Genomic DNA, 23,450 nt, shown 5'->3' on the forward strand with positions numbered 1-23,450 from the left:
CGGCTTTGTCTTGTGGACTTGCATCTTGCATGCAGGATTTTGCCCGGGCTTGCAAAATGCACGACCAGCTATCTATTGGTTAATTGTTAACTTATTGATTTAAAAGATAAAAAATAAAATCAAAAAGCTGGCACACGCCCTGCAACATCACTTCTACCTGACGCCAGGAACCACGGCGCAGACCTTTCGAAAAAACAGGAGTGACCCACATGAAGAAGTTCGCCATTGCTGCCGCTACTGCCACCGCTCTGACCCTGACCATGGCTAACGCGGCGTTCGCTGCCCAGTCCACCCAGGCCCCGATGACGCTGGCGGCCGGTGAGGTGACCAAAGCCAAGGAAGCTACTTCCGACACCTGGATCACCACCAAGGTGAAGGCCGACTTGATGACCGAGAAAGGCGTGCCAGGCAGCGACATCAAGGTCGAAACCAACAAAGGCGTAGTGTCCCTGTCCTCGGACGTGGCCATTACCGATGCGCAGAAGGAGATGGCGGTTGCCATCGCCAAAAAGATCAAGGGCGTGCAGGCCGTGTCTGCTGATGGCCTGAAGTCCGAATAAGGAATGTCCCGTCGGCCAAAAGGATTTGGCCACCCCTTCAAGCAAGAGCCCCGGCATTAGCCGGGGCTTTTGCTTGCGCTCATGCAGGCGCGCTTCAGTTCACCGGATTGCGTGCGATCACATCGCTCTCGAAGCACACCTGCTCCACGATCAACGGTTCCACCAGCGGCCTGCTGTCCCGGAAATGCGCGGTCTGGGTATGGGTCTCATACGCAGCGTCGTCCTGGTAGATCTCGTACAGGTAGATCACATCTGGATTTTCCCGATCCTGGGCCACATCGAACACCAGGCAGCCCGGTTCGGTAGCCACCGAAGCGGCGGCGTTGGCCTTGATTGCAGTGAGGAAGGCCTCGGCAGTTCCGGGTTTCACGCGGGTCTTGATAAACAGACAGTACACAGGAATCTCCTTTTGTTTTAAATTCTTTTCTGAATTGTATACAAAAATAGGAGCCGCGATCATGTCCCAACTACCTGTGCGACCAGGCCGCCTGAATGGCCTGCGTCATATCGCCTTGCTGGTCCCCAATCTGGAGGAATGCGAGCGCTTCTACGTGGATGTTCTAGGCATGGAGGTGCTGAACCGCGCCAATGAAGACCTGGTCTACCTGACCTGTGGCAACGACAACTTGTCACTGGGGCGCGGAGCAGGGGCGGCCAATGGGCTGCAGACACTGGACCACTATGGCTTCATCGTCGACAGCGTGGAGGAGCTGGAAGACTGGTACCAGTACTTCAAGGCCCATGGCGTGACGCTGCTGGATCGCCCGTTCAATCACGGCGATGGGGCGCGCAGCTTCCATTTGCTGGACCCGGCGGGGAACAAGGTGCAGCCGCTGTATCACCCGGCGGTGTCGGGGCAACGGCTGGCCTGATGGTATTGATCGCCAGCGCTACCCTCATCGCCGGCAAGCCGTCGATGAGGGCGATTGGGTCGAGATGCTTTACTCGGCATCCAGGTGCATCGGCGTCACCACGCGGCCATCGCTCTCGGCCTGGCCGAGGTTGGTGTCGATGAAGTACACCCGGTCATCTTCCAGCTGGCCCTTATCCACGAGGTAGTCCTTGATGCTGCTGGCCCGCTCCTGGCCCAGGTTGCGCAGCAGCACGGTACTTTCCGCCCAGGACTTGATCACCGCCTCGCGCAGCTTGGCGCTACGCTCGTCACGGCTCAGGTCCTGCCATTCAGCCGGGGGCTGCTGTTTCAAGCGGGTACGGTAGATGCCTTCGAGCATTGCCGGCTTGTCGCTGTCGTCCACCACCAGCAGTGAGGCGTTGGCCGGTACCTTGTCGCCGCGGCGCTGGAGGATCTTGTACCAGGTGGCCTGGTACTCGCGCTCCAGGCGCTGCTGGGCGATCAGCGGGCCGTCGCTGCTCTGGGCGGCGGTGCCTTCGATCTCCAGGCGCAGTTCGGGGCGTGCCTTGAGGGCTGAGGCGAGCTTGTCGAGGGAGGCCTGCACATCAGGGGTCAGGTCGCTGGAGCCCGCCGCGAAAGAGACGTTGCCCAGGTCTTGCGCGCCGCCGCCGGAGACCAGCCCGCCGAGCAGCTTGAACGGCGCCTGTGCCGCGCGCAGCACCAGGTTGCGCAGGGTCTGCCAGACGATCGGCATCACGCTGAATTGCGGGTTGTTGAGGTCGCCCGACACGGGCAGCTCGATGGAGATCCTGCCTTCGGTGTCCTTGAGCAGCGCCACCGCCAGGCGGATCGGCAGGTCCACGGCGTCCGGGCTGTCGACTTTCTCGCCCAGTTGCAATTGCTCGATCACTACCTTGTTCTCGGCCTTGAGCTGACCGTTGGTGATCAGGTAGTGCAGGTCCAGGTTCAGCCGGCCCTTGCGGATGCGCATGCCCGCGAACTTGCCTGAATAGGGGGTGAGGGTGGTCAGCTCGACACGCTTGAAGCTGGTGGCGATGTCCAGGCTGGCCAGCGGGTTGAACGGGTTGAGCGCGCCCTTGATGGTGACCGGCGCGTAGCGGTCCACCTTGCCCTTGATGTCCACTTTGGCCGGCAGCGGCTTGCGGTTGTCGATGGTGCCGATCTGGCCATTGAGCTGCTGCACGGCGGTGGCGAAGTTGGGTGTAAGGGTCAGGTCGGCGAAGTTGGCCGAACCGTCATTGATGCTGATCTGGCCGATACGAATGCCCAGTTCCTTGCCACCGCCGGACGCCGCCGACTTGCTCGGCGCCGCAGCCGGTTTGTCCGCGGGTTGCGGGATCAGCAGGTCGTCGACGTTGGTGGTACGGTCTTCGTTGATGATGAAGCGCGCATAGGGTTGCAGCAGAGTGACCTTGTCGATCGACAGGGCATCACCGTGCACGTAGGACAGGCCATCGACGTTGACCTGCTGCCATTTGACGAAGTCGCGGTTCTTGATGGTGTCCAGGGTGTGCAGCTGGTTGGCCTGGGCCTTGCCGGTGATGCTGAAGGCCAGTGGTTCGGTGCTCTTGAGGTCGACCTTGAGGTCGCTGGAGAGCATGCCGCTGCGCAGCTCCAGGCGGATGAACGGGCTGATGTAGGCCTGGGCGACCCGCAGGTCGATGTCGCGGGTGGCCACGTCGAGTTTCGCCGTGACCGGTGCCAGGTTGACCTGGCCGGCGGCCTGCAGCTTGCCCTGCTTGCCCACGCCGGTGTCGAGCTTGAGGGTGAAGGGTGACTGGTTGAGGCTGTCGAAGTTCTGCAGGTCGAGGTTGAGCGGGCCGACATCCAGGGCCACGGGCTCCTTCTGGCTACGGTCGGCCAGGTGGACCATGTAGTTGCGCGCCTGCACATCCTTGAGCAGGACCTGCCAGGGCTTGCCCGGCTCCTTGGCGGCCTGCTCTTCAGGGGTCGGCTCGGCGGCGGCGGGCTCGGCCTTTTCCTTCGGCGTGGCCTTGGCGGGCTGGCTGGCGAACAGCTTCTGCCAGTCGAGCTGGCCGTCCTTCTCCAGGGCCGCCCAGGTCTCCAGCTTCTCGCTACGGATCTTGCCGACGGTGACCAGCTGTTTGGCCAGGTCGATGGAGGTCTCGCTGACTTCCAGGCTGGCCAGGCGTGCCAGCGGGCGACCGTCCGGGGCCTTTATGGCAAAGGGCGCGACCCGCACCGAGGTGTTGTCGAGCAGGAACTCGGTTTCCTTGGCGAGGTTGAGCTTGTAGTGGGTGTCGAGGCTGACCATGCCGTCTTCCAGCACCAGCGGCACGGCGTCACGCACATAAGGCCAGAACAGCTTCATCTTGCCGTCGGTGACCTTGAGGGTGCCTTCGGAGGTGATCGGCGTCAGGCTCAGGGTGCCGCTCCAGTCGATGCGCCCACCTGACGGGCCGTTGGCCACCAGGGTCATGTCGGCGTTGTCGTCGGGCAGGGTGCTGAGGTTCTTCAGTTCCAGGTTCATCGAGTCGTAGAGGAACTCGATCGGCTCGCTCGGGCGCAGGTCCTGGAAGTGCAGGTAGCCCTCGCTGAGCTTGATGCTGGCGATGCGCAGCGGGAACGGATCGCTGGGCGGCTCGTCCGGCTTGGGCTCGCTCGGCGGAATCTTGAACAGCTGGGTCAGGTTGAGGCTGCCGTCCTTGGCGAACAGCAGCTCGGTGCGCGGCTTGTCCAGTTCCACGGCGTCGAGGCGCAGGGCCTTGGTCCACAGGCTGTCGAGGGCGAGGTTGGCGTACAGGCGTTCGAAGCCGACCTGCTCCTTGCCGGGTTCGCCGATCTGCAGACCCCAGAGCGTCAGCTCAAGGCTGAACGGGTTGAGCTCGATGCGCTGCAGGTGTGCCGGCACCGTGGCGTATTGCGCCAACTGCTGGTTGGCAATGCGCAGGGCGACACCTGGAAGAATGAAAAAGCCGAGCAGGCCGTACAGGGCCACGAGGGCCAGCAGTGCGCCGATAGCGCGGGTCAATCCTTTGGGCATGTGTCGCATCGTCTGTATCAGGCTGGAGTGCTTGGAGTATGGCACGTTAAATCGGTTCCGATGAACGGAGCAAAATACCTCATTCGAGGCCCATGCGCCGCCGTGCTCGGTGCGCCGAACCGTCGCGCATGGCCCAGCGCAGTACCGGGGCGGTGTTGTTCAGGCCCAGGCGGATCATGCGCCGTTCGACCGCGCCCAGGTGCAGGCCGAGCATGGCGCAAGCCCACTCTGGCAGCAGGTCGATGCCGGCCTTGAGCATCAGCTTGCCCACCGGTTCCGCCATCCGGCTGGGCGCCGGGGCCTTGAGCAGGATGTCCACCACCTCCAGGCTGCGTGCGTCGCACTGCAGTTGCTGGCGCATGCGTTGCAGGTACTCGTCGACCTCGGCGCAGGAGCGTGGCACGTCACGTGCACCGAGGCGTTCGGCGATCAGTGCGATCTCGTCGTAGTAGGCGTCCTGTTCGGCACGCGGCAGGCGGGGGTTGCGATAGCGCAAGTGGGCGGCGAGGAAGCTGCTGACTTCGGCCACATGCACCCAGGTCAGCAGGTCTGGGTCGCTGGCCGCATAGGGGCGGCCGTCGGGCGCGGTGCCGGTAACCTTGAGGTGGATGGTGCGGACCTTGTCGATCAGCCACTCGGCGTCGCGGGTGGAGCCGAAGGTGGTGCCGGAGATGAACTGACTGGTGCGGCGCAGGCGTCCTAACAGGTCCTGACGGAAATTCGAATGATCCCACACCCCGGCCAATGCCAGCGGGTGCAGCAGTTGCAGCATCAACGCGCTGATCCCGCCCACCAGCATGCTGGGGAAGTCGCCATGTACCCGCCAGCTGATGCTCTGTGGGCCGAACAGGCCGGGATCGCCTTTGGGCGATTCCAGGTCGAGCTGGCCGAGGGCCAGCCCGGTGAGGCTCATTACCTGGGTTTCGATGCGACGGCGTAGGACTTCCATGGCGACCTGTGCTGGCCGCCATGGCGGCCGTCTATGAATTGAGGCGTTTATCGTTCAGCCGGTCATCAGCCGGGCCTGAGGTGGAGCGCGTCTCGAACGTGCCACCCTGGACATGATAAACCGTGGGCTCCTCGGAAAAATACGGCGACAGGTGGGCCATGAAGACCTGGTGATCTTCACTGGCCTCGAAGCCAGGCGTGTGATCCTCGAGGGATTGCCACTGCACGATCAGGTTGAATTGATAGGGTGCTTCGATCCCTTGCGCGAGCAGGTGGCTGATGTGCCCATTGGCCCGGCTGAGCAGAGGGGCCACTTCGGCGAAGGCGTGCCTGAAGCTGTCGATATGTGCCGGCTGGATGGGAAGTATGGCGATTTCGTAGATCATGGCGGTTCTCGTTGGGTGATGGGGGCGTCAAACGCTGGTTGGGGTGTTCGCAGGCACGACCGCAATGGCGATCTTTCCTTGCAGGCCATTGTTGGGGCTTTGCAGCCGGGCGTGGGCGAGCGCAACGTCGGCCAGGGGGTAGACGGCGCCCACATGTGGCCGCAGTTGGCCGCGTTCGACCAGCGCGCTCAGCTCATCAAGCTTGCCGCGCTGCTGGCGGGTAAAGACAAAGTGATAGCTCGCGTTCTTGCCCCAGGCCTGCAGGAGGTTCTGCGGCTGCGCAATGTCCACGATCGACACCACGCGGCCCAACTGGGCCAAGGCGTCCGGGCTGCGAGACAGGGCATCGCCGCCGATGGTGTCGAACACCACGTCGACGCCATGGCCAGCGGTTTCCTTGAGGATGACATCGACATAGTCCTGGCGCTCGTGGTCGATGACCACATCGGCGCCCATGCGCCGAACGAATTCGGCGTTCGCTTCGCGCGCCGTGGTAAAGACCCTGGCGCCCATGGCCTTGGCCAGCTGGATCGCCACATGACCGACTCCGCCGGCACCGCCATGCACCAGGATGCTCTCGCCCACCCTGAGCGCCGCGCGGACCACCAGCGCCTCCCAGGCCGTGCCGCCGACCAGGCTCAGGCTTGCCGCCTCGAGATGGCTCAGCGACGGCGGCTTCAGGCCGACGATGCCTTCGGCGGCGACGTGGTATTCGGCATAGCTGCCGGCGCCTTCGAAGATCTGCGGGGTGTACCACACTTCGTCACCGGGGCTGAACGCCGTCACCCCAGGTCCGACGGCTTCGACGACGCCGGAGACGTCGTGCCCGGTGATGGCCGGCAGCGGCACCAGGTCGGGATAGTCGCCGCGGCGGACCTGGTAGTCCAGCGGGTTGACGGAGGTGGCATGCACCCGGACCAGCACCTGCCCGGCCTTTGGCACCGGTTTGGCGGTGTCACGATAGACGAACGCATCCGGGCCGCCGAAGGCATCCAGTATTAACGCTTTCATGGTGTTTCCTCGCTTCGATAAAAAGGGATATCGGGAAATATCGATATAATAAGTGGGATCAAACTGCCTTTCTGGTTCTGGGCGCCTGGCAGGCACCTCGGTGATTGCTCCTTGGTTTCGTTAAAACGGGATATCGGGAAATACCGATATATTGAGATAAAAGCAAACCCTACAGTTCGCTCCCGATCAGCTCCGCGAGCGCGCTGATGGCCGTTTCGTTGCGCTTGTAGTAGGTCCACTGGCCAATGCGGCGGACCTCGACCAGGCCTGCACGCTGCAGGGTGGCCAGGTAGTCGGACACCGTTGACTGCGACAACCCCACGCCTTCCTGGATACTGCTCACACAGACACCCACGGTGTGAACGTCACCTTCGTCCTGCGGAGGAAAGTGTTTCACCGGGTCTTTCAGGCCTTTGAGGATCTCGAGGCGTGTGCGGTTCGAGAGTGCCTTGAATACGTCGAGCAGTTCCATGACGCGATAATATCGGGATTTACCGATATGTCAAATCGCCCCAGGGCGGCCGGCAGAGACCGCCCTGTGAAGCTGCTTACTGATTCAGGCGTTTGTCGATCAGCCCCTGGACCACACTCGGGTCGGCGAGGGTGGACGTGTCGCCCAGGTTGTCCAGTTCGTTGCAGGCGATCTTGCGCAGGATGCGCCGCATGATCTTGCCCGAACGGGTTTTGGGCAGCGCGGGCGCCCACTGGATCAGTTCAGGCTTGGCGAAGCTGCCGATCTCCTTGCTGACCAGGGCCAGCAGTTCGGCCTTGAGCGTGTCGTCCGGCACGACGCCGTTCATGGGGGTGACGAAGGCGTATACCCCCTGGCCCTTGAGGTCATGGGGGTAACCGACCACGGCGGCCTCGGCGACGCTGTCGTGCAGCACCAGGGCACTCTCCACCTCGGCGGTGCCGATACGGTGGCCGGAGACATTGATCACGTCGTCGATGCGCCCGGTGATCCAGTAGTCGCCATCGGCGTCGCGGCGGGCTCCGTCACCGGTGAAGTAGTAGCCGGGCATCGGCTTGAAGTAGGTGTCGACCATGCGCTGGTGGTCGCCGTAGACGCTACGGATCTGCCCGGGCCAGCTGGCCTTGATCGCCAGCAGCCCGGCGCCGGGGCCTTCGATCAGCTTGCCTTTGTCGTCCAGCAGTACCGGTTGCACGCCGAACATCGGCTGGGTGGCGCAGCCCGGCTTGAGCCTTGGCGTGCCGGGGAGGGGGGTGAGCATGATGCCGCCGGTCTCGGTCTGCCACCAGGTGTCGACGATGGGGCAGCGTTTCTGTCCGACGGCCTCGAAGTACCATTCCCAGGCTTCCGGGTTGATCGGCTCACCGACACTGCCGAGCAGGCGCAGGCTCTGGCGCGAGGTACTTTGCAAGGGCTCGGGACCTTCGCGCATCAGCGCGCGCAGGGCGGTGGGCGCGGTGTAGAAGATGTTCACCCGGTGCTTGTCGACCACCTGCCAGAAGCGCGAGGTGTCGGGGTAGTTGGGCACGCCCTCGAACATCAGCGAGATCGCGCCATTGGCCAGCGGGCCGTAGACGATATAGCTGTGGCCGGTGACCCAGCCGACGTCGGCGGTGCACCAGAACACCTCGCCGTCACGGTAGTCGAACACGATCTTGAAGGTCATGGTCGCCTGCAGCAGGTAGCCAGCGGTGGTGTGCAGCACACCCTTGGGTTTGCCGGTACTGCCCGAGGTGTAGAGGATGAACAGCGGGTCCTCGGCGTTCATCGGTTCGGCCGGGCAGTCGTCACCGGCTTTTTCCGTCACCTCGTGGTACCAGAGGTCGCGGCTTTCGCTCCAGGCCACGTCAGCGCCGGTGCGCTTGATCACGAATACGCTGCTCACCGCCGGGCAACTGGTAAGGGCCTTGTCGACGTTCTGCTTGAGGGGGATGCGCTTGCCGCCACGCACGCCTTCGTCGGCGGTGATCACTGTACGGCAGTCGGCGTCGAGGATACGGTCGCGCAGTGCGTCGGGGGAGAAGCCGCCGAACACCACCGAATGGATGGCGCCGATGCGCGTGCAGGCGAGCATGGCGTAGGCGGCTTCGGGGATCATCGGCATGTAGATGCAAACCCGGTCGCCTTTTTTCACGCCACGGGCTTTCAGGGCGTTGGCCAGGCGGCAGACCTGGCGGTGCAGTTCGCGGTAGCTGATGGCCTTGCTGTCCGCGGGATCGTCGCCCTCCCAGAGCAGGGCGGTCTGCTCGCCGCGCTGGGCCAGGTGGCGATCGATGCAGTTAAGGCTGACATTCAGCTGGGCGCCGTCGAACCAGCGGGCGCTGCCAGTGTTCAGGTCGCATTGCTGCACACTCGACCAGGGCTTGATCCAGTCCAGGCGCCTGGCCTGTTCGGCCCAGAAGGTGTCGGGGGCATCTACCGACTGGCGGTAGAGGCGGCGGTAGTCGTCGTCGCTGAGGGCGGCGGACTGGCTCACGGCCAGGGCCTGGGGATAGTCGCGGAGATCGAACATGGCGGGTGGTCCTGCTCTTGTTAGGGGCGAGGGACTGCAACGGCTTATTCGATGGACAGTGTAGAAGGTGGGGGTGTTCCCGGGTGCAAAGCATCGCGGGGCAAGTCGCATCGGCGCACCGATGCGACTTGCCCCGCGATTGGTCTTGCTGGTCGATCAGCCGCGGTGACGGCCGCGGAAGTAGTTGATCAGGCCCTGGGTCGAACCATCCTCGGCGTTGTCCTCTTGGGCGCCGACCAGGCGCTGGTAGACACCCTTGCCCAGTTCCTTGCCCAGCTCGACGCCCCACTGGTCGAAGGCGTTGATGCCCCAGACCACGCTCTGCACGAACACCTTGTGCTCATACATCGCCACCAGCGCACCAAGACGGCGCGGGCTGATGCGCTCGACCACCAGGGTGTTGCTCGGACGGTTGCCCGGGATCACCTTGTGCGGTGCCAGCTTGGCGATATCGGCCTCGTTCAGGCCCTTGGCGCGCAGCTCGGTCTCGGCTTCCTCGCGGGTCTTGCCGAGCATCAGCGCCTGGCTCTGCGACAGGCAGTTGGCGTACAGCCACTGATGGTGGTCCGCCACCGGGTTGAAGCTCACCACCGGAACGATGAAGTCGGCCGGGATCAGCTGGGTGCCCTGGTGCAGCAACTGGTGGTAGGCGTGCTGGCCGTTGCAGCCGACGCCGCCCCAGATCACCGGGCCAGTGTCGGTCTTCACCGGGCTGCCGTCCTGCAGAACGCTCTTGCCGTTGGATTCCATGTCCAGCTGCTGCAGGTGTTTGGTGATGTTGCGCAGGTAGTGGTCGTACGGCAGGATCGCATGGGCCTGGGCACCCCAGAAATTGCCGTACCACACGCCCAGCAGGGCCAGCAGCACCGGCATGTTCTTTTCGAACGGCGCGGTCTGGAAGTGCTGGTCCATGGTGTAGGCGCCGGACAGCAGTTCCTTGAAGTTGGCGGTGCCGATGGCCAGGGCGATTGGCAGGCCAATGGCCGACCACAGCGAGTAGCGGCCGCCGACCCAGTCCCACATCGGGAAGATGTTCTCTTCGCGGATGCCGAAGGCCACGGCCGCGGCCTTGTTGCTCGACACGGCGATGAAGTGACGGTACAGCTCTGCCTCCGAACCGCCCTGGGCGAGGTACCAGGTGCGCGCGGCCTGGGCGTTCTTCAGGGTTTCCAGGGTGTTGAAAGACTTCGACGAGACGATGAACAGGGTGGTCTCGGCGCGCAGGTTGGCCGACAGCTCGTGGAACTCGCTGCCGTCGATGTTCGCCAGGTAGTGGCAGCGCACGCCGCGCTGGGCGTAGGGCAGCAGCGCCTCGGAGACCAGCTCGGGGCCGAGGAACGAGCCACCGATGCCAATATTGACCACGTCGGTGATCGGTTTTTCGCTGTAGCCGCGCCACAGGCCGTCGTGGATGCGGCCGACCAGTTCGGTGATCTGGTTCAGTACCTTGTGCACTTCCGGCATCACGTTGACGCCGTTCACGCTGAGCTTGTCGCCGACCGGGCGGCGCAGGGCGGTATGCAGCACCGGGCGGCCTTCGGAGGCGTTGATGATCTCACCGCTGAACATCGACTTGATGGCCGCTTCCAGGTCGACTTCCTTGGCCAGGTTCACCAGCAGGTCACGGGTCTGCTCGGTGATCAGGTTCTTCGAGTAGTCGAGGAACAGGCCGCAGCTGCTCAAGGAGAACTGCTCGAAGCGCTTGCCGTCGGCGGCGAAGGCTTCGCGCATGCTGAAGCCCTGCATGGCGTCGCGGTGTTGCTGAAGCGCCTGCCAGGCGGGCAGCGCCGTCACATCGTGGGGGGTACGGTAATACGCCATTGCGGGTGGTTTCCTTGGTGCATGGTCAGGCTTGGACAGCGGCATTCGTTGCCGGTTGCAAGCTGGACATTATAGGCATTGGCGCCAAGGCGGGAATGGGGCGAGGCAAACGGTGTGGATTAAAAATTGTCACCACCTGGATACCTGGCGTGCGTGGGGCGACGATTCGCCGCGCCCACGCGCGGATGTCAGGCGGTCTGCTCTTCCAGGTGCAGGTATATGTTGTCGATCAGACGGGTATTACCCAGGTACGCCGCCGCGATCACCACGAGGTCACGGTCGTCGATCATCGCCGGGCGCAGCGTCAGGGCGTGGCGCACTTCCAGGTAGTCCTTGCGCAGGCCTGCCGCTTCCAGTTGCGCCTGGCCCTCGGCGATCAGCGCCGCGAAATCGCGCTGGCCATGGCGCAGGGCCTCGGCGATGCCGTTCAGGGTGCGGTACAGCGCCGGGGCGGTGGCTCGCTGTTCTGGCGTCAGGTAGCCATTGCGCGACGACAGCGCCAGGCCGTCCTCGGCGCGCACGGTCGGCTCGCCGATGATCTGGATCGGCATGTTCAGGTCGCGCACCATGGCGCGGATCACCGCCAGTTGCTGGAAGTCTTTTTCGCCGAACACGGCCAAGTCCGGCTGGACCATGTTGAACAGCTTGCTGACCACCGTCGCCACGCCTTCGAAGTGGCCGGGGCGGCTGGCGCCGCACAGGCCTTCGGAGAGCTGCGGCACGCTCACCCGGGTCTGCACCGCCATGCCGTCGGGATACATCTCCTCGACGGTGGGGGCGAACAGCAGGTGGCAGCCGGCCTGGAGCAGTGTTTCCTGGTCGGCGGCGAGGGTGCGGGGGTACTTGTCCAGATCCTCGCCGGCGCCGAACTGCAGCGGGTTGACGAAGATGCTGGCGACCACGAAGTCGGCGCGCTGGGCGGCCTTGGTCACCAGGGCGGCGTGGCCGCTGTGCAGGTTGCCCATGGTCGGCACGAAGGCGATGCGCTTGCCTTCGCCACGGGCGCGGGCTACGGCGGCGCGCAGTTCACGGACGGTCTTGACGGTATTCATGCGCTGAACCCATGTTCGCTGCCTGGGAAACTGACTTCCTTGACCGCACGGACATAGGCGGCCAGGGCACTCTGGATGTCCGGCTGGCCGGCCATGAAGTTCTTCACGAACTTCGGCACACGGCCGCTGAGCGACAGCCCGAGCATGTCATGCAGGACCAGCACTTGGCCATCGGTGGCGCTGCCGGCGCCGATGCCGATCACCGGAATGCTTACCGCCTGGGTGATTTCCGCCGCCAGTTCGCTGGGCACGCACTCAAGCAGCAGCATGGCCGCGCCGGCCTGCTCCAGGGCGATGGCGTCGGCGCGCATTTGCCGGGCCTGGGCTTCCTGGCGACCCTGGACCTTGTAGCCCCCCAGCACATTGACCGTCTGCGGGGTCAGGCCCATGTGCGCGCACACCGGCACGCCGCGCTCGGCCAGCAGGCGAATGGTTTCGGCCAGCCAGGCGGCGCCTTCGATCTTGAGCATGTGGGCGCCGGCGCGCATCAGTTCGGCGGCGTTGGCAAAGGCCTGTTCGGGAGTGGCATGGGCCATGAACGGCAGGTCGGCGAGGATCAGCGCGCCATCATTGCCGCGTTTGACGCACGCCGTGTGGTAGGCCATGTCGCGGTTGGTGACGGGCAGGGTGCTGTCATGGCCCTGCAGGACCATCCCCAGGGAGTCGCCCACCAGCAGGACTTCCACGCCGGCCTGGCTGGCGACCTTGGCGAAGGTCGCGTCGTAGCAGGTCAGCATGGTGATTTTTTCGCCCTTGGCCTTCAGGCCGTGCAGGGTGGTCAGGGTTACTTCAGGCATGTAGGGGAATCCTCGTTCAGGCGCTGTGAACAACAACTGCGTACAACGCGTGTATTCATCTTCCGGAGCGGCACATCATCGTCTGTGATGTTCGGGCACAGGTCCGTCCGGGCCTAAATGGGTGATTGCGGCAGAGTGGCGCCGCGGGACGCCTATAGTCGTGAGCGAGGTGGGGGAAGTCAACCAGGCGTGTTACCGCATTGTTACGGCACCGGTGTTACTGGCGTTACCGCGGTCGGAAACGCCCGAATTACAGGCGTTCCAGGCCGACGAACGGACAATCTTCGAGCAGTTGCGCCAGTGCGCGACCGTCGGCGAGGCGGAATTCGGCGGGCACCAGCTCGGCGAGCGGGTACAGCACAAAGGGGCGGGCATGCATGTGATAGTGCGGCACCTGCAGGCGCGGCACGTCGATGACCTGCTCCCCGAACAACAGCACGTCGAGGTCGAGGGTGCGTGGGCCCCAGCGCTCCTGGCGCACGCGGCCCTGGTCGTTCTCGATGGCTTGCAGCGCGTCGAGCAGCTCCAGCGGCGCCAAGGCCGTGTCGATGGCCGCCACGGCATTGGTGTAGCGCGGCTGGCCGGGCAGCAGCGAGTCGCTGGTGTAGAGCGCCGAGGCCGCCGCCAGGCGGGTGTCGGCGATCAGGTCCAGCGCCTGCAGGGCGCTGCGCAGCTGCTCGGCGGGCTCATCCAGGTTGCTGCCCAGGCCGATGAACGCACGGGTGTTCATGCTCAGTCCCAGGCCTGCTCGTCGTCGCGCTTGCGTTTGCCGCCGCTGCGCTTGCGCTTGCGTGGGCCGGCAGTGCCGCCGGCACCGTCGTCGCGGCTGCCTAGCTCGCGGATCATGTCGCGGCGCTGGCTGTCGTTGGCGTCCTGGTAGTCGGTCCACCATTCGCCCAGGCCGTCGGTTTCCTCGCCGGCGCTTTCACGCAGCAGCAGGAAGTCGTAGCCGGCGCGGAAGCGCGGGTTGTCCAGTAGCATGTCGGCGCGCTTGCCGCTGCGCCGTGGCAGGCGCTCCTGCATGTCCCAGATCTCGCGGATCGGCAGGGTGAAGCGCTTGGGAATGGCAATGCGCGCGCACTGCTCGGCGATCAGGTCGTGGGCCGCGCCGTTCATGGCCGGGATCGGCGGCACGCCTTGACTCTGCAGGTACAGCGCACGTCCCGGCAGGGCCGGCCAGAGCAGGGCGGCGAAGAGAAACGCCGGGGTCACCGGCTTGCCCTGTTTGACGCGCAGGTCGGTGTTGCTCAGGGCCTGGCTGATCAGGGTGTGGGTGTAGGTCGGGCGCTCTTCCAGGGCCTGGCTGCTGGCCGGGAACAGCGGCTCGAACAGTTGCAGGTCGACCAGCATCTCGAAGGTGATCGCGCCCTGGCCGTTGAGGAACAGCTTGAGGCTTTCCTCGAACAGGCGTGCCGGCGGAATGTCACGCAGCATGGGCGCCAGCTCGCGGATTGGCTGCACGGTGTGCTTCTCGATGCCGAAGTCCAGCTTGGCGGCAAAGCGCACGGCGCGCAGCATGCGTACCGGGTCTTCCTGGTAGCGGTGCGTGGGGTCGCCGATCAGGCGCAGCAGACGATTACGGATGTCATGGACACCGTTGGCGTAGTCGAGGATGCGCTCGCTGACCGGATCGTAGTACAGGGCGTTGATGGTGAAGTCGCGGCGTTGCGCGTCTTCTTCCAGGGTGCCGTATACGTTGTCGCGCAGGATGCGGCCGCTGGCGTTATGCGACGAGCGGTGGCTATCGGACTGGTCTTCATCCGAGTGCGGGGCACGGAAGGTGGCGACCTCGATGATGTCACGGCCGAAATGCACGTGGACCAGCTTGAAGCGCCGACCGATGATGCGGGCGTTGCGGAACTCCGCGCGGACCTGCTCGGGCGTGGCGCTGGTGGCGACGTCGAAGTCCTTGGGCGTGATGCCCAGCAGCAGGTCGCGGACACAGCCACCGACCAGGTAGGCCTGGTAACCGGCTGCCTGCAGACGCTCGACGATGCTCACGGCATGGCGGCTGAACTGGCTGCGCTGCAGCGAGTGCTGGCTCTTGTTGATCACTTCAGGCGTGGTGCGCCTGTGGTGCTGGCCACGAACGGGCGGGCGGAACGACTGGAACAGCTTCTTCAGCATGGGATGCACTGTTTGAAGGAATGATCGGCCAAGGATAGGAGAATGGCCGCATGATGGGCGGGGATTCTAGCATTTACTGGGGGAATGGTGTAGGCGGTGTCGCAGGGGGTGATACGAAGGGGAGAAACGACATGGGGAGCCGAAGCTCCCCATCAAGTCGTTGCGTGCTCTTATTGTTTTTTTACGGGCTTCTTGTTTTTGTTGAATGCCCTGTCCACAAATCTGAAAGCTTGTGGACGACCCCCAAACCAGGGGTGAAGAGCAAACGGATTGCTTTGGTCGCCGAGTTGATGCTGATCTGTCGATCCAATCAGTTCAGGTGCTGCTTTTTAGTGCAGTTTTTGTTGTTCTCTGCCTGATCGTGGGGCAAGCCCCAAACACAACGCCTCTCCAAAAGAATCAGTTAGCTGCGCCTCCGCCGTCTTGTTCTTATTGTGCGTGAGTCGTTTCGTCTTGTTCTTATTCTGAGTTGCAGTGCTTGTTATTGTTCTTGTACCAGATATATAGCAGGTGCCGTGCCAACTTTTGAAAACCCAATGAAATCGGGGGGTTCAGTGATTCAGGCAGGTTTTGGCGCGGGGCAAATGTAGAAATTTCGTTACCTTACGCCTCGGAGATGTTACGCCTGACAGGGTGGGGTAACAGATTTTTGCGGGAACTGATGTGTTACCGCGCAAACGCATCGCGGGGAATGCCCGCTCCCACGGACCAGGTAAGGCTGGCGTGGGAGCGGGCATTCCCCGCGATCTGTCGGCGTTGAATCAATTGTCGCTGGTGGCGTTGCTCTTGCGCCGCGGGATGCCCAGGCGCTGGCGGCGCTCCCACAGGCATTTGCGGCTGACGCCCAGCTTGCGCGCCAGTTCGGTCTCGGTCATGTGGTCCTGGTGCTCGAGAACGAAATGCTGGAAGTAGTCCTCCAGCGACAGGTCCTCGGTCGGCTCGTGGCTGGCGTTGTTGGCGCTGGCCAGGCTCGGCAGGTTGTCCAGTACGTCGTCGTCTTCCAGGTCGCTCAGCTCGATGTCGATGCCCAGCAGCTCGGCAGAAATTTCCGCGCTCTCGCTAAGGATCACCGCGCGCTCCACGGCGTTCTCCAGTTCGCGCACGTTGCCCGGCCAGCTGTAGTGACGGATGGCCTGCTCGGCCTCGTGGGAGAAATGCAGGTCGTCGCGGCCGATGCGCGCGCTCTGGCGGGCGAGGAAGGCATTGGCGATCTCGTTGACGTCGCTGCCGCGCTCGCGCAGGGCCGGCAGCTTCAGGGCAATCACGTGCAGGCGGTAGTACAGGTCTTCGCGGAACTGCCCGGCCTTGGCCAGGTTCTTCAGGTCGCGGTGGGTCGCGGCGATCAGGCGCACATCGACCTTCTGCGACTGCACCGAACCGACCCGGCGGATCTCGCCTTCCTGCAGCACGCGCAGCAGGCGGGCCTGGGCCTCAAGGGGCAGTTCGCCGATCTCGTCGAGGAACAGGGTGCCGCCGTCGGCGGCCTCGACCAGGCCCGCGCGCCCGGCGCTGGCACCGGTGAACGCGCCCTTCTCGTGGCCGAACAGCTCCGATTCGATGAGCGTTTCCGGAATCGCCGCGCAGTTTACCGAGATCATCGGTGCCTTGGCCCGGCGCGAAAGGTTGTGCAAGGCGCGGGCGACCAGCTCCTTGCCGGTGCCCGACTCGCCCTGGATCAGCACATTGGAGTCGGTCGGGGCGACCTTGCGAATCTTGACGTACATGTCCTGCATGGGCGGGCACGAGCCGATGATGCCGATCTCGCCGTTGGCGGCCGCGCTACCGGCCTTGTCGCTGACGGCCTTGGCGTTGCCGGCACGAGGTTCGGCGGCAGGCGCGGTGGCCGGGGCGTTGTGTCGGTCGCGCAGGATGCGGGCCACGGCCTGGAGCATCTCGTCGTGGTCGAAGGGCTTGGCGATGTAGTCCACCGCGCCCATCTTCATCGAGTCCACCGCCGAGCGCAGGCTGGCGTAGCTGGTCATGATCAGCACCGGTGTGCCCTGGCCGAGCTTGATCAGCTCGGTGCCCGGGGCGCCCGGCAGGCGCAGGTCGCTGACGATCAGATCGAAGGTGGCAATGCTGAAGCGTTCCTGGGCTTCCTGCACCGAGCCGGCTTCGCTGACCTGGTACTGGTTCCGTTCAAGCAGGCGACGCAGGGCCGAACGGATGATGGTTTCGTCTTCGACGATCAGAATGTGCGGCATTGATTCAATTCTCTCGACGGTCTCGAATTTCAGGGGACGTCGCTACGACATGCCGGGGCAGGGTCACGCGGATCCGGGTACCACGTTGGCGCTCGATGTCGGCCGGGCTGTCGATGGTGATTTGCCCATAATGCTCTTCCACGATGGAATAGACCAGAGCGAGCCCCAGTCCGGTTCCTTCGCCCGGGTCCTTGGTGGTGAAGAAGGGTTCGAAGAGGCGGTCCATGATGCTTTTCGGGATGCCGCTGCCTTCGTCCTCGACGATCAGGTCGACGGTGTGTTCGTTCACTTCGCTGCGCACGCGCACGGCGCTGCCGGGCGGGGAGGCGTCGCGGGCGTTGGAAAGCAGGTTGATCAGTACCTGGGCCAGGCGCTGCGGGTCGCCCTCGACCCAGTGCTGCGGGTCGCAGAGGTTGAAGAACTGTACTTCGAAATTGCGCCGGTTCAACGCCAGCAGACCAATGGCGTCCTGCGCGACTTCGGCCAGGCACACCGGCTCCTCGCTGTTCTGCTGGCTGCCGCCGGCATGGGCGAAGCTCATCAGCGACTGGACGATGCGCGACACGCGCTTGGTCTGTTCGAGAATCTGGCTGGACAACTCGATGATCTCGCCGTCGCCTTCGCGCTCCTCGCGCAGGTTTTGCGCAAGGCAGGCGATGCCGGTGATCGGGTTGCCGATCTCGTGGGCCACCCCTGCGGCCAGGCGACCGATGCTGGCCAGGCGCTCGGAGTGCACGAGCTTGTCTTCCAGCGCCTGGGTCTCGGTGAGGTCCTCGACCAGCAGCACCAGGCCGCTGTTGCCCGGGGCCAGCGGCTCGTCGATGGCCGCCTTGTGCAGGTTGAGCCAGCGCGGCTGGCCATCGAGTGCCAGCCGCTGCTTGTGCAGGTGCTCGTCGGGCACGTTGATGAAGCCTTGCAGCAGGCCGCGCCAGGGTTCGCCGATAGTCACCAAGCGCGAACCGACCACGTGCTTGGCGGCGATCCCGGTGAGCTCCTCCATGGCCTTGTTCCACATCAGGATCTCCTGGTCCTTGGCCAGCGAGCACACGCCCATGGGCAGTTCCTGCAAGGTCTGGCGGTGGTAGCGGCGCAGGGCGTCGAGCTCGGCTGCAAGGCCGGTCAGGCGTGAGTGGTAGTCCTCGAGGCGGCTCTCGATGAAGTGGATGTCCTCGGTGACGTAGTTCTCGTTGCCGGACTTGTAGGGCAGGAAGGTCTCGACCATGTCCTGGGCCACGCTCGGGCCCATCAGGCCGGAGAGGTTGGCCTCGATGCGGTCGCGCAGGCGGCGCAGGGCATAGGGGCGGCGTTCGTCGAAGGGCAGGTAGAGGTCGCGCAGGGCCTGCTCGACCTCCTTCTGCGCGGCCTTGGCGCCCAGTGGCTTGGCCAGCTGGGTGGCGAACTCCTGGGGCGAGGCAGCGTGCAGCTCGCGGCGCTGCGGGCGACGCACGTTGTCCACCGCGCAGGCCTCGGCGGCGCTGACTTCTTCGCTGCTGGCGTTGGTGAACAGCGAGATCAGGGTGAACAGCAGGACGTTGGCCGCCAGCGAGGCGATGGCCGCCATGTGCCAGCTGGTGTCGTCCAGCACGTAGATCATGTCCAGCAGCGGGATGTAGAAGCCCTGCAGGTTGCCCAGCAGTGGCAGCAGCATGGTCACCATCCACACCAGCATGCCGGCCAGCAGCCCGGCGATGAAGCCGCGGCGATTGGCGGTCGGCCAGTACAGCACCGAAAGCACGCCGGGCAGGAACTGCAAGGTGGCGACGAAGGCGACGATGCCCAGGTTGGCCAGGCTCTGGTGGGTGTTCTGGGTCAGGTAGAAGACGAAGCCGGCGGTGATGATGGCGACGATCAGGGCCCGACGGGTCCATTTCAGCCAGCGGTAGATGTTGCCTTCGGCTGGCGGCTGGTACAGCGGCAGCACCAGGTGGTTCAGGGCCATGCCCGACAGCGCCAGGGTGGTGACGATGATCAGCCCGCTGGCGGCCGACAGCCCGCCGACATAGGCCAGCAGCGCCAGCGCTTCGTTGTTGGCGGCGATGCCCAGGCCCAGGGTGAAGTACTCGGGGTTGGTGCTGGCGCCCAGGCGCAGGCCGGCCCACAGCACCAGCGGCACGGCCAGGCTCATCAGCAGCAGGAACAGCGGCAGGCCCCAGCTGGCGCTGACCAGCGAGCGTGGGCTCAGGTTCTCGGTGAAGGCCATGTGGTACATGTGCGGCATGACGATCGCCGAGGCGAAGAACACCAGCAGCAGGGTGCGCCACGGCCCCTCCTGCAGTGGCGTGTGCAGGGCGGCGAGGGCGGTCTGGTTCTGCAGCAGCCAGACTTCCAGGCCGTGGGGGCCGCCGAACACGCCGTACAGCGCGTAGAGGCCGACGCCGCCCAGGGCCAGCAACTTGATCACCGACTCGAAGGCGATGGCGAACACCAGGCCTTCGTGCTTCTCGCGGGTGGCGATATGGCGCGAGCCAAAGAAGATGGTGAACAGCACGATCAGCACGCAGAAGGCGAACGCCACCCGCGCCTTGACCGGCTCGCCGGTGAGGATGCTGATCGAGTCGGCCACCGCCTGGATCTGCAGGGCCAGCAGCGGCAGCACGCCGATCAGCATGAAGATGGTGGTTAGCGCGCCGGCCCAGGTGCTGCGAAAGCGAAACGCCAGCAGGTCGGCCAGCGACGACAACTGATAGGTGCGGGTGATCTTGAGGATCGGGTAGAGCAGCACCGGCGCCAGCAGGAACGCCCCCGACACACCCAGGTAACAGGCGAGGAAACCGTAGCCGTACTGGTAGGCCAGGCCGACCGAGCCATAGAAGGCCCAGGCACTGGCATAGACGCCCAGCGACAGGGTGTAGGTCAAGGGGTGGCGGATGACCGCGCGCGGGATCAGCCCACGTTCGCTGATCCAGGCCACGCCGAACAGCACCAGCAGGTAGGCGGCGCTGATCAGGATCATCTGGGTCAGGCTAAAGCTCATCGGCATCTCGTTGGCTCTGCAGGATGAAGGTGACGACGATCAGGATCAGCCAGAGCAGGTAGGGGCGGTACCAGGCTCCGGTCGGCTCGATCCACCAGTCCATGATGGCCGGGGAGAACAGATAGATCCCCACGACCAGAAGCAGGACCAAACGATAGATGTACATGCTGGCCTCGATGGGTTGGGCGCTGCGGGCTTGGACTTATTATTGGCGCAAATGGCTGGGGCGATGCTAGCGGGAATCGGTAGGGTTCGCCAAGGGGTTGAATTTGTTGGGCTTTTGATTTTGGTATTGCGTGTTCTGGCCCTATCGCGGGGCAAGCCCGCTCCCACGATGCCAATGTGGTCTGCGTGGGAGCGGGCTTGCCCCGCAATAGGGCCGGTACTGCTTTAGCGCAATTGCGCCTCGGGCACCGTCATCTGCCGCGCAATTTGCTCCGGCCGCCATTGCTGCCGGGCCGCCGCAAGCACTTCACGTGGGCTGGCCCCCGCCAGTGCCGGATCTGCCTGCTGTCCCAATGCCCGCAGGGCGCGCAGCAGCAATGGCGTCGCCTGGTCCGCCTCCAGTGGTGGCGAGCGGTACGACTTGCCCAGCTTGTGCCCGTCCGGCTGCACGATCAATGGAATGTGCAGGTAACGCGGCTGCGAGAACCCCAGCAACTCCTGCAGGTACAGCTGGCGCGGCGTGTTGTCCAGCAGGTCGGCTCCGCGCACGATATCGGTGACACCCTGCCAGGCATCGTCCAGCACCACCGCCAGCTGGTAGGCATACAGCCCGTCGCGACGCTGGATGACGAAGTCGCCCACCTCGCGCCCCAGGTGTTGCTCGAACGTGCCCTGGACCCGGTCGCTGAATCGGTAGATCAGCTCCGGCACCCGCAGACGGATCGCCGCGCCTTCGCGGGCGTGCCCGGCGTTGCGGCAAAAACCCGGGTAGATGCCGTTGTGGCCTTCCAGCTGCTTGCGCGAGCAGGTGCAGGCATAGGCCAGGCCCATGTTGAACAGGCGGTCGACTACCGTGGCATAGGCATCGTGACGCTGGCTCTGGAACACCACCTCGTCGTCCCACTCCAGCCCGTAGCGCTCCAGTGTCTGCAGGATCGCGTCACGGGCGCCGGGCATCTCCCGGGGCGGGTCGGTGTCTTCAATGCGCAGCAGCCAGCGACCGTTGACGGCGCGGGCGTCGAGCCAGGAGGCGAGGGCGGCGACTAGCGAGCCGAAGTGCAGGAAGCCGCTGGGGGTGGGGGCGAAGCGGCCGATGTAGCGGGAGTCGTTCATGGATTGCACAGCTATATAAATGAAGACGGGGCGTACCCGTCGTAGAAAGCGGGCTAGCCTGCTTCCACAACCGATACGCCCCGTCTGCGAGGGTCCGGGATCAGCCTTTACCGACAGTCTTTTCCTTCTTCTCTGCAATTTCCTTGCAGTCGAAGCACAGGTCGGCGGTCGGACGGGCTTCGAGGCGGCGCAGGCCGATCTCGATGCCGCAGGAATCGCACCAGCCGTACTCGTCGGCCTTGATCTTGTCGAGGGTCTTGTCGATCTTTTTGATCAGCTTGCGCTCGCGATCGCGGTTGCGCAGCTCCAGGGCGAATTCTTCTTCCTGGCTGGCACGGTCCGCCGGGTCGGGGAAGTTGGCTGCTTCGTCCTTCATGTGGTCCACGGTGCGATCCACGCTGACCATCAGCTCGCCTTTCCAGGCGTTGAGGAGCTTGGTGAAGTGCTGCTTCATGAGCTCGCCCATGTACTCCTCACCCTTGGTCTCTACGTAGGGTTCGACACCGTACATGGTCTGGACTTTTTGCTTTTCTACGGTGGACATGAATAGACCGCCTCTCACTCATCTGATCCAATGCGCAGGCTGCTTCCATCTCCGGCGCCCGCCGGCCCTGCGACTGCGAGCCGCCGAACTTACCAGATAGATCCGGGGTGCGCTACCCCGCCCTATGCCTGCTTTTGACAGCGGCATCACCGGCGCGTTCGTTGGCGTGCACAGGTAGAATCACCAGTTTAGACCCAATTGAGAGAAGGCCCATGGCTCAGCCACACAGTGCGCGCAGTCGCGCCATCGAACCCTTCCACGTCATGGCCCTGCTGGCCCGTGCCAACGAGCTGCAGGCCGCGGGCCACGACGTGATCCACCTCGAGATCGGCGAGCCGGACTTCACCACCGCCGCGCCGATCGTCGCCGCCGGCCAGGCCGCCCTGGCCGCCGGGCATACCCGCTACACGGCGGCCCGTGGCCTGCCGCAACTGCGCGAGGCGATCGCCGGGTTCTATGGCCAGCGCTACGGTGTGGACCTCGATCCAGAGCGCGTGCTCATCACCCCGGGCGGTTCCGGCGCGCTGCTGCTGGCCAGCAGCCTGCTGGTCGATCCGGGCAAGCACTGGCTGCTGGCCGACCCCGGTTATCCGTGCAACCGGCATTTCCTGCGCCTGGTCGAAGGCGGTGCGCAACTGGTGCCGGTGGGGCCGGACGTCAATTACCAATTGACCGCCGATCTTGTCGATCGCCATTGGGACAAGGACACCGTCGGCGCCCTGGTCGCCTCGCCGGCCAACCCGACCGGCACGGTGCTCGACCGCGACGAGCTGGCCAGCCTTTCCAAGGCCACCCGCGAGCGTCATGGGCATCTGGTGGTGGACGAGATCTACCACGGTCTCACCTACGGCATGGATGCGCCGAGCGTGCTGGAGGTGGACGATGAAGCATTCGTCCTCAACAGTTTTTCCAAATATTTCGGCATGACCGGCTGGCGCCTGGGCTGGCTGGTGGCACCGCCGTCGGCGGTGGGCGACCTGGAAAAGCTGGCGCAGAACCTCTACATCAGTGCCCCGAGCATGGCCCAGCACGCCGCGCTGGCTTGCTTCGAGCCGCAAACCCTGGCCATCCTCGAGGAGCGCCGCGCCGAGTTCGCCCGTCGCCGCGACTACCTGCTGCCGGCTTTACGCGGGCTGGGCTTCGGCATTGCCGTGGAACCCCAAGGGGCCTTCTATCTGTATGCCGATATCAGCGCGTTTGGCGGCGATGCCTTCGCGTTCTGCCGGCATTTCCTGGAAACCGAGCACCTGGCGTTCACCCCGGGCCTGGACTTTGGCCGACACCAGGCCGGTCATCATGTGCGTTTCGCCTACACCCAGAGCCTGCCGCGCCTGGAAGAGGCGGTACAGCGCATCGCCCGTGGCCTGCAGAGCTGGCAGGGCTGACC

The 23,450-nt window shown here is 64.4% G+C and carries 20 protein-coding genes; 3 read left to right on the forward strand and 17 right to left on the reverse strand.

Features of this window, described 5'->3' with window-relative positions; all coding sequences use genetic code 11:
- The first annotated feature begins 209 nt into the window (after window positions 1-209).
- Window positions 210-560 (forward strand): BON domain-containing protein, encoded by a 351-nt coding sequence (locus tag AC25ND_RS21650; protein WP_028691248.1) that lies wholly within the window; start codon window positions 210-212, stop codon window positions 558-560.
- A gap of 94 nt (window positions 561-654) precedes the next feature.
- On the opposite strand, the gene AC25ND_RS21655 is transcribed toward AC25ND_RS21650, so the two are convergent.
- Complete coding sequence (locus tag AC25ND_RS21655) at window positions 655-957, reverse strand: heme-binding protein (RefSeq protein WP_028691247.1); 303 nt, start codon at window positions 955-957, stop codon at window positions 655-657.
- A 61-nt stretch (window positions 958-1,018) separates the two neighbouring features.
- On the opposite strand from AC25ND_RS21655, the gene AC25ND_RS21660 reads away from it, so the two are divergent.
- The gene (locus AC25ND_RS21660) at window positions 1,019-1,432 is read left to right on the forward strand and encodes a VOC family protein (RefSeq protein ID WP_028691246.1); all 414 of its coding nucleotides are present in this window, start codon (window positions 1,019-1,021) and stop codon (window positions 1,430-1,432) included.
- A 69-nt stretch (window positions 1,433-1,501) separates the two neighbouring features.
- Here the strand turns inward: AC25ND_RS21660 and AC25ND_RS21665 are convergent, their stop codons facing one another.
- From AC25ND_RS21665 to dksA, 16 genes are all read right to left on the reverse strand, one after another.
- Window positions 1,502-4,438 carry a DUF748 domain-containing protein gene (locus AC25ND_RS21665; RefSeq protein WP_486976582.1) on the reverse strand — a complete coding sequence of 979 codons (2,937 nt, stop codon included), beginning with the start codon at window positions 4,436-4,438 and terminating at the stop codon, window positions 1,502-1,504.
- 79 nt (window positions 4,439-4,517) lie between these two features.
- Window positions 4,518-5,387, reverse strand: a complete 870-nt coding sequence (locus AC25ND_RS21670; RefSeq protein WP_486976583.1) for an oxygenase MpaB family protein — start codon at window positions 5,385-5,387, stop codon at window positions 4,518-4,520.
- Between the two features lie 31 nt (window positions 5,388-5,418).
- Window positions 5,419-5,772, reverse strand: a complete 354-nt coding sequence (locus AC25ND_RS21675) for an antibiotic biosynthesis monooxygenase family protein (protein ID WP_028691243.1) — start codon at window positions 5,770-5,772, stop codon at window positions 5,419-5,421.
- A 27-nt stretch (window positions 5,773-5,799) separates the two neighbouring features.
- Window positions 5,800-6,783: a zinc-dependent alcohol dehydrogenase family protein gene (locus AC25ND_RS21680; protein ID WP_186596642.1), complete on the reverse strand. Its 984-nt coding sequence runs from the start codon at window positions 6,781-6,783 to the stop codon at window positions 5,800-5,802.
- A 169-nt stretch (window positions 6,784-6,952) separates the two neighbouring features.
- Window positions 6,953-7,255, reverse strand: coding sequence for an ArsR/SmtB family transcription factor (locus tag AC25ND_RS21685; protein ID WP_028691241.1), 303 nt, complete (start codon window positions 7,253-7,255; stop codon window positions 6,953-6,955).
- Between the two features lie 76 nt (window positions 7,256-7,331).
- Window positions 7,332-9,266 carry an acetate--CoA ligase gene (gene acs / locus AC25ND_RS21690; protein ID WP_062360920.1) on the reverse strand — a complete coding sequence of 645 codons (1,935 nt, stop codon included), beginning with the start codon at window positions 9,264-9,266 and terminating at the stop codon, window positions 7,332-7,334.
- A 156-nt stretch (window positions 9,267-9,422) separates the two neighbouring features.
- Complete coding sequence (gene pgi, locus AC25ND_RS21695) at window positions 9,423-11,087, reverse strand: glucose-6-phosphate isomerase (protein WP_028691239.1); 1,665 nt, start codon at window positions 11,085-11,087, stop codon at window positions 9,423-9,425.
- 188 nt (window positions 11,088-11,275) lie between these two features.
- Entirely contained in the window at window positions 11,276-12,139 is an 864-nt protein-coding gene (gene panC, locus AC25ND_RS21700) for a pantoate--beta-alanine ligase (RefSeq protein WP_028691238.1), read from the reverse strand.
- Window positions 12,136-12,936: a 3-methyl-2-oxobutanoate hydroxymethyltransferase gene (gene panB, locus AC25ND_RS21705; RefSeq protein WP_028691237.1), complete on the reverse strand. Its 801-nt coding sequence runs from the start codon at window positions 12,934-12,936 to the stop codon at window positions 12,136-12,138. The genes panC and panB overlap by 4 nt, the downstream gene beginning before the upstream one ends.
- 250 nt (window positions 12,937-13,186) lie before the next feature.
- Window positions 13,187-13,666, reverse strand: a complete 480-nt coding sequence (gene folK, locus AC25ND_RS21710; RefSeq protein ID WP_236179475.1) for a 2-amino-4-hydroxy-6-hydroxymethyldihydropteridine diphosphokinase — start codon at window positions 13,664-13,666, stop codon at window positions 13,187-13,189.
- A gap of 2 nt (window positions 13,667-13,668) precedes the next feature.
- A complete protein-coding gene (locus AC25ND_RS21715; protein WP_028691235.1) occupies window positions 13,669-15,063 on the reverse strand; it encodes a polynucleotide adenylyltransferase PcnB in 1,395 nt (464 codons plus the stop codon).
- Window positions 15,064-15,824: 761 nt separating this feature from the next.
- Window positions 15,825-17,267, reverse strand: coding sequence for a sigma-54-dependent transcriptional regulator (locus AC25ND_RS21720; RefSeq protein ID WP_069017543.1), 1,443 nt, complete (start codon window positions 17,265-17,267; stop codon window positions 15,825-15,827).
- Window positions 17,268-17,271: 4 nt separating this feature from the next.
- Window positions 17,272-20,247, reverse strand: coding sequence for a sensor histidine kinase (locus tag AC25ND_RS21725; protein WP_028691233.1), 2,976 nt, complete (start codon window positions 20,245-20,247; stop codon window positions 17,272-17,274).
- Entirely contained in the window at window positions 20,231-20,407 is a 177-nt protein-coding gene (locus AC25ND_RS21730; RefSeq protein ID WP_003250005.1) for a hypothetical protein, read from the reverse strand. Before AC25ND_RS21730 ends, AC25ND_RS21725 begins: the two co-directional genes overlap by 17 nt.
- Window positions 20,408-20,631: 224 nt before the next feature.
- On the reverse strand, window positions 20,632-21,519 hold the full coding sequence (gene gluQRS / locus AC25ND_RS21735; protein WP_236179474.1) for a tRNA glutamyl-Q(34) synthetase GluQRS: 888 nt from the start codon (window positions 21,517-21,519) through the stop codon (window positions 20,632-20,634).
- 100 nt (window positions 21,520-21,619) lie between these two features.
- Window positions 21,620-22,063 carry an RNA polymerase-binding protein DksA gene (dksA, locus tag AC25ND_RS21740; protein WP_028691231.1) on the reverse strand — a complete coding sequence of 148 codons (444 nt, stop codon included), beginning with the start codon at window positions 22,061-22,063 and terminating at the stop codon, window positions 21,620-21,622.
- A 212-nt stretch (window positions 22,064-22,275) separates the two neighbouring features.
- Between dksA and AC25ND_RS21745 the strand changes: the two genes are divergently transcribed.
- On the forward strand, window positions 22,276-23,448 hold the full coding sequence (locus tag AC25ND_RS21745) for a pyridoxal phosphate-dependent aminotransferase (RefSeq protein ID WP_028691230.1): 1,173 nt from the start codon (window positions 22,276-22,278) through the stop codon (window positions 23,446-23,448).
- Window positions 23,449-23,450 lie beyond the last annotated feature (2 nt).

Source organism: Pseudomonas sp. P110(2024), assembly GCF_057480795.1.